Source organism: Streptomyces manipurensis (genome assembly GCF_049570255.1).
GTDB lineage: Bacteria > Actinomycetota > Actinomycetes > Streptomycetales > Streptomycetaceae > Streptomyces > Streptomyces manipurensis.
This window is the reverse complement of the sequence record NZ_CP186950.1, coordinates 3,623,622-3,640,558: the sequence shown is the minus strand read 5'-3', so window position 1 is coordinate 3,640,558 and position 16,937 is coordinate 3,623,622. Positions and strand designations below refer to the sequence as shown.

At 70.8% G+C, this 16,937-nt stretch carries 15 protein-coding genes and 1 pseudogene; 5 read left to right on the top strand and 11 right to left on the bottom strand.

Annotated elements, in window-relative coordinates:
* Nucleotides 1-257: 257 nt before the first annotated feature.
* Both ACPU2J_RS16800 and ACPU2J_RS16795 read right to left on the bottom strand, forming a co-directional pair.
* Entirely contained in the window at nt 258-2,054 is a 1,797-nt protein-coding gene (locus tag ACPU2J_RS16800) for an SDR family oxidoreductase (protein ID WP_361589976.1), read from the bottom strand.
* The gene (locus ACPU2J_RS16795; protein WP_420080271.1) at nt 2,051-2,932 is read right to left on the bottom strand and encodes a M24 family metallopeptidase; all 882 of its coding nucleotides are present in this window, start codon (nt 2,930-2,932) and stop codon (nt 2,051-2,053) included. The genes ACPU2J_RS16800 and ACPU2J_RS16795 overlap by 4 nt, the downstream gene beginning before the upstream one ends.
* 216 nt (nt 2,933-3,148) lie before the next feature.
* Here ACPU2J_RS16795 and ACPU2J_RS16790 point away from each other — a divergent pair, with 216 nt between their 5' ends.
* The 5 genes from ACPU2J_RS16790 (at nt 3,149) to ACPU2J_RS16770 (ending at nt 7,390) form a co-directional block, all read left to right on the top strand.
* Nucleotides 3,149-4,138 (top strand): ABC transporter ATP-binding protein, encoded by a 990-nt coding sequence (locus tag ACPU2J_RS16790; protein ID WP_361589982.1) that lies wholly within the window; start codon nt 3,149-3,151, stop codon nt 4,136-4,138.
* A complete protein-coding gene (locus ACPU2J_RS16785) occupies nt 4,128-5,015 on the top strand; it encodes an ABC transporter permease (RefSeq protein WP_365133441.1) in 888 nt (295 codons plus the stop codon). Before ACPU2J_RS16790 ends, ACPU2J_RS16785 begins: the two co-directional genes overlap by 11 nt.
* The gene (locus tag ACPU2J_RS16780) at nt 5,012-5,923 is read left to right on the top strand and encodes an ABC transporter ATP-binding protein (protein ID WP_420080272.1); all 912 of its coding nucleotides are present in this window, start codon (nt 5,012-5,014) and stop codon (nt 5,921-5,923) included. The genes ACPU2J_RS16785 and ACPU2J_RS16780 overlap by 4 nt, the downstream gene beginning before the upstream one ends.
* A 15-nt stretch (nt 5,924-5,938) precedes the next feature.
* A complete protein-coding gene (locus tag ACPU2J_RS16775) occupies nt 5,939-6,658 on the top strand; it encodes an ABC transporter permease (RefSeq protein ID WP_361589990.1) in 720 nt (239 codons plus the stop codon).
* A gap of 96 nt (nt 6,659-6,754) precedes the next feature.
* A complete protein-coding gene (locus tag ACPU2J_RS16770) occupies nt 6,755-7,390 on the top strand; it encodes a rhomboid-like protein (RefSeq protein WP_361589992.1) in 636 nt (211 codons plus the stop codon).
* Nucleotides 7,391-7,409: 19 nt separating this feature from the next.
* On the opposite strand, the pseudogene ACPU2J_RS16765 reads toward ACPU2J_RS16770, so the two are convergent.
* From ACPU2J_RS16765 to ACPU2J_RS16725, 9 genes and pseudogenes are all read right to left on the bottom strand, one after another.
* Nucleotides 7,410-7,568, bottom strand: a pseudogene (locus tag ACPU2J_RS16765) (response regulator transcription factor); the annotation flags it as partial.
* A 501-nt stretch (nt 7,569-8,069) separates the two neighbouring features.
* Nucleotides 8,070-8,882 (bottom strand): HAD family hydrolase, encoded by an 813-nt coding sequence (locus ACPU2J_RS16760; RefSeq protein ID WP_420080273.1) that lies wholly within the window; start codon nt 8,880-8,882, stop codon nt 8,070-8,072.
* Entirely contained in the window at nt 8,879-10,156 is a 1,278-nt protein-coding gene (serS, locus tag ACPU2J_RS16755; protein WP_365133449.1) for a serine--tRNA ligase, read from the bottom strand. Before serS ends, ACPU2J_RS16760 begins: the two co-directional genes overlap by 4 nt.
* Before the next feature lie 525 nt (nt 10,157-10,681).
* A complete protein-coding gene (gene pheA, locus ACPU2J_RS16750) occupies nt 10,682-11,617 on the bottom strand; it encodes a prephenate dehydratase (protein WP_361590003.1) in 936 nt (311 codons plus the stop codon).
* A 42-nt stretch (nt 11,618-11,659) separates the two neighbouring features.
* Nucleotides 11,660-12,946, bottom strand: a complete 1,287-nt coding sequence (gene efeB / locus ACPU2J_RS16745) for an iron uptake transporter deferrochelatase/peroxidase subunit (RefSeq protein ID WP_423834976.1) — start codon at nt 12,944-12,946, stop codon at nt 11,660-11,662.
* Nucleotides 12,943-14,946 (bottom strand): copper resistance CopC/CopD family protein, encoded by a 2,004-nt coding sequence (locus ACPU2J_RS16740; RefSeq protein ID WP_423833536.1) that lies wholly within the window; start codon nt 14,944-14,946, stop codon nt 12,943-12,945. Before ACPU2J_RS16740 ends, efeB begins: the two co-directional genes overlap by 4 nt.
* A gap of 22 nt (nt 14,947-14,968) precedes the next feature.
* Nucleotides 14,969-15,448, bottom strand: coding sequence for a copper chaperone PCu(A)C (locus tag ACPU2J_RS16735; RefSeq protein WP_420080275.1), 480 nt, complete (start codon nt 15,446-15,448; stop codon nt 14,969-14,971).
* A complete protein-coding gene (locus ACPU2J_RS16730; protein ID WP_423833535.1) occupies nt 15,445-16,098 on the bottom strand; it encodes an SCO family protein in 654 nt (217 codons plus the stop codon). The genes ACPU2J_RS16735 and ACPU2J_RS16730 overlap by 4 nt, the downstream gene beginning before the upstream one ends.
* 80 nt (nt 16,099-16,178) lie before the next feature.
* Nucleotides 16,179-16,895: a YcnI family protein gene (locus ACPU2J_RS16725; protein ID WP_420080277.1), complete on the bottom strand. Its 717-nt coding sequence runs from the start codon at nt 16,893-16,895 to the stop codon at nt 16,179-16,181.
* Between the last annotated feature and the right edge of the window lie 42 nt (nt 16,896-16,937).

Here is a 16,937-nt window from a genome sequence, read left to right as displayed (position 1 = left end):
CCCGGCTCCCTACTACGTAGCGGCTCGGCCGACCGTGCCCGCCCCGGCCCGGACGGCCGGTGAGGCCGCAAGGTGCCCGACCGCCCTGCGCAGCGGGCCCTCCTGCGAGGGATGGTACGACCGCCGGAGGGAGCCGGATACGGCCGTGCCGCGCTCTCTGCCCGCGGAGGGCCGGCGCCCGGCGGGCCCCCGCCGGCGTGCCCGGGGGCCGGGGCACGGCCGGTCGCCCGGCGGAGCGCCGTCCTGCGGCGCCCCGCTCACAGCTTCGGCTCCATCCTCGCCAGGCGCCGCAGGGCGCGCGGGGCGTAGCGCGACATCCACAGGGCGCCCTTGGACTCGGGCGTGACCGGCACGACCGCCTCGTTGTGCACGACGGCCCGCAGGATAGCGTCGGCGACCTTCTCGGGCGGGAAGTTGCGCATTCCGTACAGCCGGGAGGAGCGCTCCTGGCGCCGCTTCTCCTCCGCCTCGTCCACCCCTGCGAACCGCGAGGTGGCCGTGATGTTGGTGTTGACGATGCCGGGACAGATCGCGGACACGCCGATCGACTTCGACGCCAGCTCCGCGCGCAGGCATTCCGAGAGCATCAGCACCGCCGCCTTCGAGGTGCTGTAGGCGGGCAGGGTCCTGGACGGCAGATAGGCCGCGGCGGAAGCGGTGTTGACGATGTGCCCGCCCTGGCCGCGCTCCGCCATCTGCTTGCCGAAGATACGGCACCCGTGGATGACCCCCCACAGGTTGACGTCCAGGACCTTCTTCCAGTCCTCGGCCGTGGTGTCGAGGAAGGCTCCGGACAGGCCGATGCCCGCGTTGTTGACGAGGACGTCCACGGTCCCGTACTCGGCGGCGACCTTCACCGCGAGCTTCTCCATCGCCTGCTCGTCGCCGACGTCCACGCACTCCGCCCAGGCCTCGGGGGCCCCGACGAGGCGGGCCATGTCGGCGGTGCGCTCCGCGCCCTCGGCATCGCGGTCCACGGCAACCACCCGCGCCCCGGCCTCGGCGAAGGCGAAGGCCGTGGCCCGGCCGATGCCGCTGGCCGCGCCGGTGACCAGGACCAGCTGGCCGCCGAAGCGGTCGGCGTACTTCGCCGGCGGTCGCTGCTCCGGCGTCCGCAGGGCCGGCTCCTCCCGGGCGGTGACGAACTCGGTGATCCACGCCGACACCTGGTCCGGCCTGGTCCGAGGCAGCCAGTGCTTCGCCGGCAGGGTGCGTCGCACCAGGTCGGGCGCCCAGTGCTCCAGGTCGTCGTAGAGCCGCTCGGACAGGAACACGTCCCCGGTCGCGACGATCAGCTGCACCGGTACGTGCGCGTACGCGTCGGGACGCGGCCTGCGCATCCGCGGGCGCACGTTGTCGCGGTAGAGCCAGGCACCGTTCGCCGCGTCCGAGGCCAGGGAGGCCGCCGGGTGAGGGCCGTCCGGGATCTGCTCGTCGCGCCGGAGCATGTCCGGCCACCGCTTGCCGAGCGGCCCCCGCCAGGCCAGCTCGGGAAGCCTCGGGGTGTGCAGCACGTAGACGTACCAGGACTTCGCGCCCTGACCGAGGAGCTGGGCCACGGCCCGCGGGGTGGGCCGGGCCGTCCGCTTCTTGATCCAGTGGCCGAGGTGGTCCAGGGAGGGACCCGACATCGAGGTGAAGGACGCGATCCTGCCCTCGGTGCGGCCCGTGGTCGCGAACTCCCATCCCTGTACGGAACCCCAGTCATGCCCGACCAGGTGCACGGGCCGGTCCGGGCTGACGGCGTCCGCCACCGCGAGGAAGTCGTCGGTCAGCTTCTCCAGCGTGAAGCCGCCGCGCAGGGGCTCCGGCGCCGTGGAGTGCCCGTGGCCGCGCACGTCGTAGAGCACCACGTGGAAGCGGGCGGCCAGCCGCTCGGCGACGTCCGACCACACCTCCTTGCTGTCCGGGTAGCCGTGCACCAGGACCACGGTCGGGCGGTCGGGGTCGCCCATCTCGACGACACACAGGTCGACACCGCCGGTCCGTACCCGGCGCTCGCGCGCCCCGGCCGGACCCGCCGCCCCCGCTGTCGTTCCCGTCTTCGTGCTCATGCTGCCCTCTCCTCGGCCCAGCGCCGCACATGCGGCAGATCGTCGTCCAGCCAGAACGCCCGCTCCCCGAAGTCACGCGAGTCGGTGACGACGAGGATCTCCTCGAATTTCGCGCCGGTGCCCCGGAACCCCAGGTGCGGTTCCACCGCCCACAGCCCGGGCTGCGGCGGGTGGTCGGAGAAGCGGTACGGACTCCACAGCGGCGACCATCCCTCACGGTGCCCGTGCAGGGCGTCGCCCGCCAGGCCCTTGAGGGACTGCGTACCGAAGCCGAACGCGGTCGGCGACCAGCGCCGCTCCTTCACCCGGTCGATCTTGTGGGCAATGACGCCGAAGGGGTAGGCGCGGTGCCGGTTGGCATACCCCTGCCGGGTCATCAGCCGCTCGACGTTCTCGTAGATCTCCCGCAGGGAACGCCCCTCCCGCACCTGCTCCAGGATCAGCGCCCGGTGCACCTGCAGATCGGACATCAGCCGGTCCTGCACCGGATTGAGACCGAGGCTCCCCGAGTAGCCGATGTCGGCCGAGAACCCCTTGAAGACGGGAGCCATGTCGAGGATGAACGGCATCCCCGGCTCCAGCCTCCGGTTGGTCGGGAAGAACTGCAGGGGGATCCGGAAGCCGGCGAAGGCGGTGCGGTCCCCGAACCAGGCGAAGGGCAGGTGGAACCAGTCCCGCACGCCGCGCTCGCCCAGCCACTCCCGCTGCATGCGGGCCGCCTCGCGTTCGGTCATCCCCGGGCGCAGCTGCGCCGCGACCGCCTCGGCGCACTCGTACGCGAGACGCTGCACCTCTCTGAACCCGCTCAGACCGTCGGAGAGCCGCCCGGGCGCCCTCCCGGAGAGCCGCGCGGTGCGTTGCTCGGTGTCGCCAGCCATCTCAGCCCGTCCATCCGTAGAGCCGTACGCGCCCGTAAGTTGACACTGATGAATGTGACAATGACCGGAGATCACGTCAAGGGCCGTGCACGACCTGTGGACAAACTTGTCCGGGTCACATCAGCCTCCGGTACGGCCGTGTACGCCTGAAGGCGGAGACCGGATCCAGCTCAAGGTCTGACGCTTCCCCCGCGCAGCACCACTAACGTCGGTCCCGTGACTGTCATCGCGACCGAAAGCCTGAGCAAGCGGTACCCCCGAGTGACCGCCCTCGACCGGCTCTCCCTGGACATCGGGCCCGGCGTAACCGGCCTCGTGGGCGCCAACGGAGCCGGCAAGTCCACGCTGATCAAAATCCTGCTGGGACTGTCCCCCGCCACCGAGGGCAGCGCCGCCGTGCTCGGCCTCGACGTCCGTACGCATGGCAGTGCCATCCGCGAACGCGTCGGCTACATGCCCGAGCACGACTGCCTGCCACCCGACGTCTCGGCCACCGAGTTCGTCGTCCACATGGCGCGCATGTCGGGCCTGCCGCCGACCGCCGCCCGGGAACGCACCGCCGACACCCTGCGCCACGTCGGCCTGTACGAGGAGCGCTACCGCCCCATCGGCGGCTACTCCACCGGCATGAAGCAGCGCGTCAAGCTCGCCCAGGCGCTGGTCCACGACCCGCAGCTGGTGCTCCTCGACGAGCCGACCAACGGCCTGGACCCGGTCGGCCGCGACGAGATGCTGGGGCTGATCCGCCGCGTCTACACGGACTTCGGCATCTCCGTCCTGGTCACCTCCCACCTGCTCGGCGAGCTGGAGCGGACCTGCGACCACGTCGTGGTCGTCGACGGCGGCAAGCTGCTGCGCTCCAGTTCCACCAGCGACTTCACCCAGACCACCACGACCCTCGCGGTCGAGGTCACCGACTCCGACGCCCACCCCGACGGCTCCGCCGCCCTGCGCAAGGCGCTCGCCGAGGCGGGCCTCGGCCTGCACCAGGGCACGGAGCAGGGACTGCCCGGCGCCGGCCACATCCTGCTTGTCGAGGCCACCGGCGAGGAGACCTACGACACCATCCGCGACACCGTTGCCGAGCTGGGCCTCGGCCTGGTCCGGATGGAACAGCGCCGCCACCACATCGCGGAGGTCTTCCGCGACAACGACCAGCACGCGCACGCCGCCCAGCAGAAGGGAGCCGGTTCCGATGGCGCATGAATCGTCCACGCAGATCCACAACATCGGCTACCGGTCCTACGACGGACCGCGGCTCGGCCGCGCCTACGCCCGCAAGTCGCTGTTCTCGCAGTCCCTGCGCGGCGCCTACGGCCTGGGCCGCTCCGCCAAGTCCAAGGTCCTCCCGATGATCCTCTTCGCGGTGATGTGCGTTCCGGCGCTGATCATCGTGGCGGTGGCCATCGCGGTGCCCGGCTCCTCGGACCTGCCGATCAAGTACACGACGTACGCGCTGACGACCCAGGTGGTCATCGGCCTGTACCTCGCATCCCAGGCTCCGCAGTCCGTCTCGCGGGACCTGCGCTTCAAGACCGTGCCGCTCTACTTCTCGCGGCCCATCGAACGCGTCGACTACGTCGTGGCCAAGTACGCGGCCATGGCCTCGGCCATGTTCATCCTCACCGCCACCCCGCTGCTGATCATGTGGATCGGCGCGCTCCTGGCCAAGTTCGACTTCTCCGACCAGACCAAGGGATTCGGGCAGGGACTCGTGTCGGTGCTGCTCCTGTCGCTGCTCTTCTCCGGGATCGGCCTGGTGATGGCCGCGCTCACCCCGCGCCGCGGCTTCGGTGTCGCCGCGATCATCGCCGTGCTCCTCATCCCCTTCGGCGCGGTCACCGCGGTGCAGGGCATCGCCTACAGCACGGGCAACGCCGGCGCCATCGAGTGGATGGGCCTGTTCTCGCCGGTCACCCTCATCGACGGCGTGCAGACGGCCTTCCTCGGCGCCACCACCGCCTTCCCCGGCGGTGAGGGTCCCTCTGCCGGTGTCGGCTTCGTCTACCTGCTCGTCGTCCTCGGCCTGATCGCCGGCTCCTACGCCGCCCTGATGGCCCGCTACCGGAAGGCCGGGCTGTGAGCACCATCGAGATCGACCACACGTCCCGCTGGTTCGGGAACGTCGTCGCCGTCAACGACGTGACGATGACCATCGGCCCGGGCGTGACGGGCCTGCTGGGCCCCAACGGCGCGGGCAAGTCCACCCTCATCAACATGATGGGCGGCTTCCTCGCCCCCTCCACGGGCACGGTCACCCTCGACGGCGCCCCGATCTGGCGCAACGAGCAGATTTACAAGCAGGTGGGCGTGGTGCCCGAGCGCGAGGCGATGTACGACTTCCTCACCGGGCGTGAGTTCGTCGTCGCCAACGCCGAGCTGCACGGCCTCGACGACGTGGCCGCCCAGCGCGCGCTCGCCACCGTCGAGATGGAGTACGCGCAGGACCGCAAGATCTCCACGTACTCCAAGGGCATGCGCCAGCGCGTGAAGATGGCCTCGGCCCTCGTCCACGACCCGTCCGTGCTCCTGCTGGACGAGCCCTTCAACGGCATGGACCCGCGGCAGCGCATGCAGCTGATGGACCTCCTGCGGCGCATGGGCGACGAAGGACGCACGGTCCTGTTCTCCTCCCACATCCTGGAGGAGGTCGAGCAGCTCGCCTCGCACATCGAGGTGGTCGTGGCCGGACGGCACGCGGCCTCCGGCGACTTCCGCAAGATCCGGCGCCTGATGACGGACCGCCCGCACCGCTACCTGGTCCGCTCCTCAGACGACCGGGCACTCGCGGCGGCCCTGATCGCCGACCCCTCCACGGCCGGAATCGAGGTCGACCTGAAGGAGGGCGCCCTGCGCATCCAGGCCGTCGACTTCGGCCGGTTCACCGAGCTGCTGCCCGTCGTGGCCCGCCGGCACGGCATCCGACTGCTGACGGTCTCGCCCTCGGACGAGTCCCTCGAGTCGGTCTTCTCCTACCTCGTCACGGCCTGAAAGGAGCTGGCAACCATGTACGAACCCACCGTCGCCCGGCTCACCTACCGGGCCCTGCTGGGCCGGCGCCGCGCGCTGATCCTCTTCATCCTGCCCGCCCTGCTGATCGTCATCTCCCTCACCGTCCGGGCCTTCGTCGGCGTGGACGACAAGGTCGCGGCGGACCTCCTCGGAGGGTTCGCGCTGGCCACTATGGTGCCGCTGATCGGCGTGATCGCGGGTACCGGTGCCATCGGGCCCGAGATCGACGACGGGTCGATCGTCTACCTGCTCGCCAAGCCGGTGAAGCGCCCGAAGATCATCATGACCAAGCTCTTCGTCGCGGTCGCCGTCACCATGGCCTTCTCGGCGATCCCGACGCTGATCGCGGGGTTCATCCTCAACGGCAACGGCCAGCAGATCGCCGTCGCCTACACGATCGCCGCACTCGTGGCCTCCATCGCCTACAGCGCGCTGTTCCTGCTGCTCGGCACCGTCAGCCGCCACGCGGTCGTCTTCGGCCTGGTCTACGCCCTCATCTGGGAGTCGCTCTTCGGCAGCCTGGTCTCCGGCGCCAAGACGCTCAGCGTCCAGCAGTGGGCTCTCGCCCTCGCGGAGAAGGTCGCCGGGGACGGCTACGTCGACGCGACCGTGGGACTGCCCACCGCGGTGATCCTGCTCGTCGCCGTCACCGTCGGCGCGACCGTGTACGCCGGCCAGAAGCTGCGCCGCCTCACCCTGGCGGGCGAGGAGTAGGACCGGCCGCGGCACCGCGGTACGAAGCCCTGAAGACAGTGCCCCGCACGGCCCACCGGCCGGGCGGGGCACTGTCGTGCGGGTCATCATCGGTGCATGATCGAGCAACCCGACCCGGAGCCGTCCAGGCCCCTGAGGTCCTGGATACGTTCTTCGCCCGGGACCCACATCTGGCTGCTGATCATCGCCGTGACGAGCCTCGTCGTCGCCATCGCGCCGGACCAGATCGAACGCGTCCTGCTCCACCGCAACAGCAGCAACATCCACCAGCTCGTGCGGTATCCCGTCCGGGCCCTGGTCAGCAGCGCGTTCTGGATCGTGAACCCGGCTTCGCTCGCCCTCTACGCCGTCCTCTTCGAACTGTTCCACGCCCCCGTGGAACGCTGGCTCGGCACCCTGCGCTGGTTCGTGATCGTGGCGAGCGCCCATGTGGTCGCCACACTGATCAGCCAGAAGGTCCTGCTGACGGCCATCCAGGACCACCGTGCCCCCCGCAGCATGGCGCACGTGGTCGACATCGGGGTCAGCTACGGGCTCGCGGCCTCCATCGGCGTGCTCACCTACCGGATCCCCCGCCCCTGGAGATGGATCTACCTGGCCGGAGCACTGGCCTTCTTCGGGGTCCCTCTCGCCACGGGCGGAACGTTCACCGACCTCGGCCACGCCATCGCGCTGTCCGTCGGACTCCTGGCCTGGCCTCTCACACGCCACGTCGTTTCACGTGAAACGTGAGCCTGTTTCACGTGAAACGTCAGGGGCTGCCCTCCGCCCCGACCACCCCGTGCTCCCAGGCCCATGAGGCGATGCCCACCCGGTTGCGGACCCCGAGCTTGGCCTGCACGTTCGCGATGTGGGTCTTCGCCGTGCCCGCCGTGATGAACAGCTCCGCCCCGATCTCGGCGTGGGTGAGTACGGCCTGCTCCAGCCTGCCGGCCTGGCGCCGCAGGTGACCACCGGCCAGCGCGGCCCCGACCGCGGGCATCACCCAGAACCCGACCACCCCGCAGATCTCCAGCCACGACGAGGACTCCCACACCAGCGGAACCGGCCACGCCGAGACCGCCACCATGCCCAGGGCGCCCGCGACCACGGCCGGGCGCACCGGAGACCAGCGCACCACGAGGGCGAGCAGCAGGAGCAGGACTCCGGCCCAGACCAGCAGCCACTTCGCGGGCGCGCCCAGCAGGGTGCCGAGGATCCCGGCGGTGGAGGCCGCCGCCAGCAACGGGGCATACAGGACACGGTGGTTGACGGTCTGTGGTGAGCCTAGAAGCCGAAATTCGCTGGTACGTGCTCTCCGGCGGGGGCAGAGTGAGTCGTGCGGGGAGCAACAAAAGGTCCGGGGCAGCCACTTCGAGCGCGCCGTCCGGCGCGGGCTGTCCCGGACCTCTCGTACGTCCGTCCTGCGTCCCTATGCGGCGCCCAGCAGACGCTCCAGGACCACGGCGATGCCGTCCTCCTCGTTGGAGGTCGTCACCTCGTCGGCCACCGCCTTGAGTTCGGCATGGGCGTTCGCCATGGCCACCCCGTGCGCGGCCCAGCCGAACATCGGGATGTCGTTCGGCATGTCGCCGAAGGCGATGGTGTCCGCCGCCTTCACGCCCAGTCGGCGGGCGGCCAGCGACAGCCCGGTGGCCTTCGTCAGGCCCAGCGGCAGTATTTCGACGATGCCGGGACCGGCCATGACCACGTCGACCAGGTTGCCCACGGTCCGGCGGGCCACCTCGACGAGGGCGTCGTCTCCCAGCTGCGGGTGCTGGATGTAGAGCTTGTTGAGCGGGGCCGTCCACACGGCCGCGGTGTCCTCCAGGTAGAGGGCCGGGAGCCCCTCCTGAACCTGGTACCCGGGGCCGAAGAGGACCTCGCCGTCCACCCCGTCCCGGCTGGCGGCCAGGGCCAGCGGGCCCACCTCGGCCTCCAGCTTCGACAGGGCCAGACCGGCCAGCTGCCGGTCCAGGGTCACCGAGGTGAGCAGCCGGTGGGCGCCCGCGTCGTAGACCTGGGCGCCCTGTCCGCAGACGGCGATCCCCTTGTACCCGAGATCGTCCAGCACGTGCCGCGTCCACGGCACGGCACGGCCGGTGACGATGATGTGCGCCGCGCCCGCCGCGGTGGCCGCGACGAGCGCTTCACGGGTGCGTTCCGAGACGGTGTCGTCGCCGCGCAGCAGCGTGCCGTCGAGATCGGTGGCGACGAGCTTGAAGGGGAACGGGGCCGGGCTCACTTGGCGATCGGCTCCAGCACCTCGCGGCCGCCGAGGTACGGGCGGAGCGCCTCGGGCACCCGGACCGAACCGTCGGGCAGCTGGTGGTTCTCCAGGAGCGCGACGATCGTGCGGGGCACGGCGCACAGGGTGCCGTTCAGCGTCGCGAGGGGCTGCGTCTTCTTACCGTCGCGGTAGCGGACCGACAGGCGGCGGGCCTGGAAGCTGTCGCAGTTCGAGGCGGAGGTCAGCTCGCGGTACTTGCCCTGGGTCGGGATCCAGGCCTCGCAGTCGAACTTGCGCGAGGCGGAGGCGCCCAGGTCACCGGTGGCGACGTCGATCACCTGGAAGGGCAGCTCCAGGCTGTTGAGCCACTGCTTCTCCCACTCCAGGAGGCGCTGGTGCTCGGCCTCGGCGTCCTCCGGCGCGACGTACGAGAACATCTCGACCTTGTCGAACTGGTGGACGCGGAAGATGCCGCGGGTGTCCTTGCCGTACGTACCGGCCTCGCGGCGGAAGCACGGGGAGAAGCCCGCGTACCGCAGCGGCAGCCGGTCCCCCTCGAGGATCTCGTCCATGTGGTAGGCGGCGAGCGGGACCTCGGAGGTGCCGACCAGGTAGTAGTCGTCCTTCTCCAGGTGGTAGACGTTCTCCGCGGCCTGGCCGAGGAAGCCCGTCCCCTCCATGGCGCGCGGGCGGACCAGCGCCGGGGTCAGCATCGGGATGAAGCCGGCCTCGGTGGCCTGGGCGATCGCGGCGTTGACCAGGGCGAGCTCCAGCAGGGCGCCGACACCGGTCAGGTAGTAGAAGCGCGAGCCCGAGACCTTCGCGCCGCGCTCGACGTCGATGGCGCCGAGCAGCTCGCCGAGTTCCAGGTGGTCCTTGGCCTCGAAGCCCTCCGCCGCGAAGTCGCGGATGGTGCCGTGCGTCTCCAGGACGGTGAAGTCCTCTTCGCCGCCCACGGGCACGTCCTCGTGGACGATGTTGCCCAGCTGGAGGAGGAGCTGCTTGGCGGCCTCGTCGGCCTCGTTCTGCTCCGCCTCGGCGGACTTGACGTCCTGCTTGAGCTGCTCGGCCTTCTTCAGCAGCTCGGCCCGCTCCTCGGGGGAGGCCTTGGGGATGAGCTTGCCGAGCGACTTCTGCTCGTTGCGCAGTTCGTCGAAGCGCATGCCAGAGGACCTGCGGCGCTCGTCTGCGGAGAGCAGGGCGTCGACGAGCTCGACGTCCTCTCCACGGGCGCGCTGCGAGGCGCGGACACGGTCAGGGTCTTCACGGAGCAGCCGGAGGTCAATCACCCCTCCAGGCTACCGGGCTGGGCTTCCTCGGATCACACCGATATCACGCTGCGTGTCGCTATGCCCCAATTGCAACGAATGGATAAGTCTTGATCGTTGACCGGAAGCGACCCTTCTCGGGGCGTCAATAAAAGTGGCCCCATTCCCCGGAAAGGGGCACAATGCCGACGGCCGGGGCCCGCCCTGAGCAGGGCTTGAGGGGCTTCTTGTCCACAGGAATTGTCTTCGTCCCCAGCTTATCCACAGGCTGTGCGGCGCATCTGTGGATACAGGAATAGATCATTCCTGATCGGTGGAAGGCCGGGGCGAATCAGGGTTCAAACCACCCTCACACGCTCATTCGGGTGGGTATGGCTCGCTCCAAAGAGTTGTCGGGCGATGCGGGGGTGACAGCGTTCACCCACCGCTTGCCAGCGCGAAACCTGGGCCGCGCGACCGATTTGTCGACCTTGCCGGGCCACTCTGTCGACTTGTCCCCAGGCCCCTTTCTCGCCCTGTGGATAACTCTGTGGACAAGTCGGTCCGCTACGCCCGGCCGTCGAGGCAGCGCGCCAGCCAGTCGGAGGCCGCCGTGAAATCGCCGTCGGAGGTGCCGGCCCGCGGAGCCCCCACGTCACTCTGCGCGACACCCGCGCGCGGGTAGGAGCCGAGGAAGCGGACCTGGGGACAGGTGCGCTTGAGGCCCATCAGGGCCTCGCTGACCCGCCGGTCCGAGATGTGGCCCTCGGCGTCGACTGCGAAGCAGTAGTTGCCGATGCCCTGGCCGGTGGGGCGGGACTGGATCAGCATCAGGTTCACCCCGCGGACCGCGAACTCCTGGAGGAGCTCCAGCAGCGCGCCGGGGTGGTCGTCGCCCAGCCACAGGACGACGGAGGTCTTGTCCGCCCCGGTGGGCGCCGCCGGCCGGGCCGGCCGTCCGACCAGCACGAACCTGGTCTCGGCGTTCTCCGCGTCGTGGATCTCCGTCACCAGCGGGACCAGCCCGTAGGTGGCGGCCGCGAACTCTCCCGCGAAGGCCGCGTCGAAGCGGCCCTCCTGGACCAGCCGGGCGCCGTCGGCGTTCGAGGCGGCGGACTCCCAGACCGCGTCGGGCAGGTTCGCCCGCAGCCAGTTGCGGACCTGGGGCTGGGCGACCGGGTGCCCGGTGACGGTCTTGACGTCCGACAGGGCGGTCCCGGGACGGACCAGCAGGGCGAACGCGATGGGCAGCAGCACCTCGCGGTAGATCATCAGCGGTTCGCCCGAGGCCAGCTCGTCGAGGGTGGCGGTGACCCCGCCCTCCACGGAGTTCTCGATCGGGACCAGCGCCGCCGCGGCCTCCCCGCACCGCACGGCGTCCAGGGCTGCCGGGACGGACACCATCGGGACGAGCTCGCGGGTCGCGGCTTCCGGCAGCGTGCGCAGGGCGGCCTCGGTGAACGTGCCCTCGGGCCCGAGATACGTGAAGCGGGTGGCTGACATGCGATCAGCCTAATGCCGGGGACCTGCCCCCCGGGTTCCTGTTCACCCTTCGAGCAGCCGCTGCCCCACGTACTCGCCGCTGCGCGGTCCGGGCGGTACCGCGTACAGGCCGCTGGACTCGTGCCGGATGAACGCGGAGAGCGCGTCGCCGCGGTCGAGCTTGCGCTGCACGGGCACGAAGCCGCGCAGCGGGTCGGCCTGCCAGCAGACGAAGAGGAGCCCGGCGTCGGGTGCGCCGTCGGTCCCCATGCCGTCGTGGAAGGAGAAGGGACGCCGCAGCATGGCCGCCCCGCCGTTCTGCTCGGGGGCGGAGATCCGGGCATGGGCATTGGACGCGATGACCGGCTTGCCGTCGGCGCCGAGCTTGTCGAGATCCATCTCGGTGGTCTCGCTGCCGCCGGTCAGCGGGGCGCCGTCGGCCTTGGTCCGTCCGATCACCTGCTCCTGCTGGGCCGTGGACTGCTTGTCCCAGTCGTCGAGGAGCATCCGGATCCGCCGCACGACGGCGTACGAGCCCCCGCCCATCCAGGAGTGCTCCGCCGGCCCGGGACCCGCGTCGGGCACGAAGATCCGCCGGTCGAAGTCCGGCTCCGAGGGCTTCGGATTGCCCGTCCCGTCGACCTGCCCCATCAGATTGCGGGCGGTCATCGGCGTGCTGGTGGCGCCGGGAGACCGGTTGAAGCCGTTCATCTGCCAGCGGATCCGCGCGGCCTCGCCCGCGTCCTTCTGCAGGGCGCGCAGAGCGTGGAACGCGACGAGCCCGTCGTTCGCACCGATCTGGACCCACAGGTCGCCGCTGCTGCGCTGGGCGTCGAGCCGGTCGGAGGAGAAGTCGGGAAGCGGGTCGAGGGCCGCCGGACGGCGGGCCGTGAGGCCGGTGCGTTCGAAGAAGGAGTGCCCGAAGCCGAAGGTGACCGTGAGGGAGGAGGGGCCGGCGTCGAGGGCGATGCCGCTGTCGGCGTGCGGGGCGGTCTCCCCGGCCATCAGCCGCCGGGCGGTGTCGGACCAGCGCCGCATGAGCGCCGCCGCCTCGGTCCGGCCCGCCCCCGCGGCCAGGTCGAAGGCGACCAGATGGCCCTTCGCCTGGAGCGGTGTGGTGATCCCCGCCTGGTGGCTCCCGTCGAAGGCGACCCGGGTGGCGCCGAGGGAGGTCAGGCTGCCGGCCGCGCCGGAGGCCGAGCCGCTGCCGGACCCGGTGAACGCGGACTGCGTGAGCGCGCCGGCCGCGCCGCCGAGGGCGAGCCCGGTGGCGCCCGCCGCGCCGACGGTGCCCAGCAGCCTGCGGCGGGAGATCTCGATGTCGGGGTTGCTCTCGGTCACGCTGGTCAGCCGATCTTCACGTTCTTCTGGACGGTGGTCTGGTCGATGTCGGAGGTGCGGACGGTCACGTCGATGCGCCATTCCCCGGCGAGCGGGAGCTGGACGCCCGAGGCCGTCCAGTGGCCGGGCCCGGCCGGGTCGGGGAGCACCGGCAGCGGGCCGATGTCCTTGGTCGGGAGGGTGAAGGCCACCTTGATCTCCGGGAGGGCGAAGGGGCCGCCGTCGGCCGTCTCGGCCCACAGGTGCAGGGTGTTCGCCCCGACCCTGCCCGGGTCGAGTTCGAGCCGGACGGAACCCTGGCCGTTCGGCCCCTTGGTGTCGAACGGCAGTGTGATCTTGACCGCGCGCGCCGGAACCGCCGTGGAGCCCGCCTGTCCCGCCTCCTTCTCCACCGTGCGCCCGGGCTCCGTGCTCGTGAGCACCGTGGTCACGACCAGCAGGACGACGGCGACGGCGGTCTCCGCGAGGACGGAGCGGCGCAGACCGGCGCGACCGGGGTCCGCATCACGGACCCGCTTCTCCCGGGCGCTCTCGCGTGCTGCGCGCTGGCGCGCGAGCTGCGCGGCGCGCTGGGGGTCCTCGGGGACGGTGACGGCCTCCGTTTCACGTGAAACATCCGAGAGCTCGGAGGAGCCGCCCTCTGTTTCACGTGAAACGTCGCCCGCCTCGGCCAGCCGTGCGGTCCACCGCCGGGACAGGTAGGCGATACCGAGCAGGACCGCGACGAGCGCGATCTTCAGCAGGAGCAGGCGCCCGTACGCGGTCCCGGTGAGTGCAGACCAGGTCCCGACCTGGCGCCAGGCCTGGTAGACGCCGGTGATCGCGAGGACCACGACGCTCACGAAGGCGGCCGTGGAGAACTTCCGGACGGCCGAGCGCTCGATCGAAGGCACCTTGTGGAGGGCGACGAGCAGGGCAGTGAGTCCACCCAGCCAGGTGGCGACGGCCATCAGGTGCAGGATGTCCGCCGGCATGGCGATGCCCGGCTGGATACCGGTCGACGCGTGCTCGGACAGGGCCCAGGTGGCTGCGATGCCACCGGACACGACGGCGCCGCCGATGACCAGGCCGAAGGTGAGGTCGCTGGTCTCGCTGCTCCCCTTTGGAGCCCCGCTCTCCTCCGGCCGCTCCGTCTCTCCGTGGTCCGTGCCGTCCGAGGTGCCCGCGTCCTCCGGCGACTCCTGCACCCGGCGGGCGTACACGCCGAAGAGCACGGCGACGAAGAGCGCGGCAGCACCCAGCAGGAGCAGCCGGGAGACCAGGGAGGCGCCCGTCTTGGTCTCCAGGACCGCCCTGAGCCCGTCCAGGTCGAACATGTCGCCGAACCGGCCGGACCCGGTGTAGGGCGCGCGGAGCACCAGCATCACGAGGGTGGCGGTGGTCAGGGTCACCCAGGCGCGCACGACCAGCTTCTGGAGCGGGCGTTCGGCCGCCCCCCGGCGCCAGCACAGCAGGATGAAGGCGGCACCGCCCACCAGGACGGTGAACCCGGCGTAGGCGGCGTAGCGGGCGATCCCGTACGCGATGCCCACGGGCCCGCCTCCCGCCTGGGCGTTCGGCAGGGTGACGTCGGTGGCCGAGGGAGCGCCGATGGAGAAGGTGAACGCACCGGAGATCGGGTGGCTGTCGGCCGAGACCGCCTGCCAGGCGACGGTGTACGTCCCGTCGGGCAGACCGGCGTGCAGGGCGGTGCCGTAGCGGATGGTGCTCCCGCTGCACATGTCGCGCAGTTCGCCGGTGTCCACCCGCCTGCCCTGCGGGTCGAGGACGCGGATCGAGTCGTCACCCATGGCCACCTGCTCCGAGAAGGAGAGCGTGACCTGGGCGGGCGCCGTGGCGACCACCGCCCCGTCCGAGGGGTCGCTCGCGGTGAGTGCGGCGTGTGCCGTGGCCGGAGCGGCCGTGGCGAACAGGGTTGCCAGCAGGGCTGCGAGGACCAGCGCGAGCCGCGGCAGGAATGCCGTGGCGTGGACGCGGGCCGCGGAAGGGGCGGGGGCGGTGGCCGTCATGGCGTGTCGGTTCCTCGGTCCGTCAGTGGCCGTTGCCAGCCGTGGATGTCGGGGTCTGCGCGTTGTACGTGCGTTCCTTCACGTCCAGCTCGACCTTGACCGGGCCGGCCTTCTTGAACCGGAGCTCGACGGTGACCTTGTCACCGACCTTCGGCGTGTTCTTGAGGCCCATGAACATGATGTGGTTGCCGCCGCGCTCGAGCCGGAGCTCGCCGTTGGCCGGCACGTCCATCGCCGGGACCTGCTGCATCTTCTGGTCCTTGGTCTCGTGGATCTGGAGATCGTCGGAGAGCGGGGACGTGGCACCGGTGAGCTTGTCGGCAGCTCCGGAGCCGTTCTTGATGACCATGAACCCGCCGGCCATCTTGTCGCTGACCGGCTGCGGCATGAAGGCGCCGCTGACGCTCATCGTGGGCTCGCTGTCGCCGGAGCAGCCGGATATGGCGAGCGCTGCCGTCAGGGAGAAGGCGGCGGCGAGGGTACGGGTGGTGCGGGTGTTCACGGGTTCTCCCCCTTGACGAGCTTCGGCAGGTCCTTGGTGTAGTCGTCGACGGTCGTGCCCTCGCCGTAGAGGACGTAGCCCTCGTCGGTCTTGGGCGAGAACGCGATGACCTGCGCGCCGTGCATGGAGACGACGCTGCCGTCCGCCTCCTTCTTCGCGGGGTCGATGCCGATGCCCAGCGAGCGGGCCGCGGCCTGGATCGTGGCGAAGTCCCCGGTGAGACCCACGAAGGCCGGGTCCTGGGCCTTGAGCCACGAGCCGAGGGATTCGGGAGTGTCCCGTTCGGGGTCCGTGGTGACGAAGACGACCTGGAGGTTGTCCCGGTCGGCTGCCGGGAGCGCCTTCTTGGCGACGGCGATGTTGCTCATCGTCAGGGGGCACACGTCGGGGCAGTTGGTGTAGCCGAAGTAGACGAGCGTCGGCTTGCCCTTGGTCTGCTCACGCAGGTTCCACGGCTTGCCGGTGGTGTCCGTCAGGACGAGTTCCGGCTTGTGGAAGGGGCGGTCCAGAACGGTCGCGGCCCGGGTCTTGTCCTGGCCACCCGAGATCTGGGTTACCCCGCTGTCCTTGGCGGGCTCGGTGCCGCAGGCGGTGAGGGTGAGTACGGCCGCGGCGAGGAGCGCGGCGACCGTCACACGTGTGGTGCGCATGGAGGGATGTCCCTGGGATCGGGGATGTGCGGAATGCGACACGGCCGCGCGCGGGCGCGCGGCGCGTCGGCGGTGGTGCGTCAGGCGGAGCGGCGGCGCGAGGCGATGCCGAAGGCGACACCGCCGAGGCCGACGACGATGCCGGCGATGCCGAGCGCCCGGGCGGTGGTGTCGGAGCCGCCGGAGGCGGCCTGGTCGTGTCCGTGCTCGGCGCCCTTGTCGGTGTTCTTCGCCTCGTCGGTCTTGGCGGCGCCGTGGTGGTCGTCGCCCTGCGGAGCGGTCAGCTTCAGCACGGGGGCCGGGTTCTGCGGCTCGGCGGTGCCTGCGACGGGCTCCTCGATCCAGCGGACGACCTCGCCGTTGTCGTACGTCTGGATGGACTTGAAGACCATCTGGTCGGCGTTCTCGGGCAGCTTGCCCACGGAGAGCGGGAACTGCTGGAACTTGCCGGGCTCGATCTTGCCGCCGGTCCAGGTGACCTTGGTGACGGCCTCGTTGATCTGCTTGCCGTGCACGGTGAGCGGCTTGTCGAGCTTGCTCTTCTCGACCGTCACGGTCCAGCCGGGGACGTCCTGCGGCATGACCGAGGTGAGCGGCTGGTCGGTCGGGAAGTTGACCTCCAGCTGGGTCGTCGACGCGTTGTCGCGCTCGTTGGGGACCTTGAAGTTGATCGTCGCGTAGCCGCCCTTGGCGGCTTCGCCGGGCTGGACGCCGACGTGCGCGAACGCGGTGCCCGACAGGACGAGGACGGAGCCGGCGGCGAGGGCGGCGGCGAAGGAGACACGAGAGGTCTTCATGGCGGGAGACTCCACGGAGGCAGGGGTGACGGTGGCTCCGCG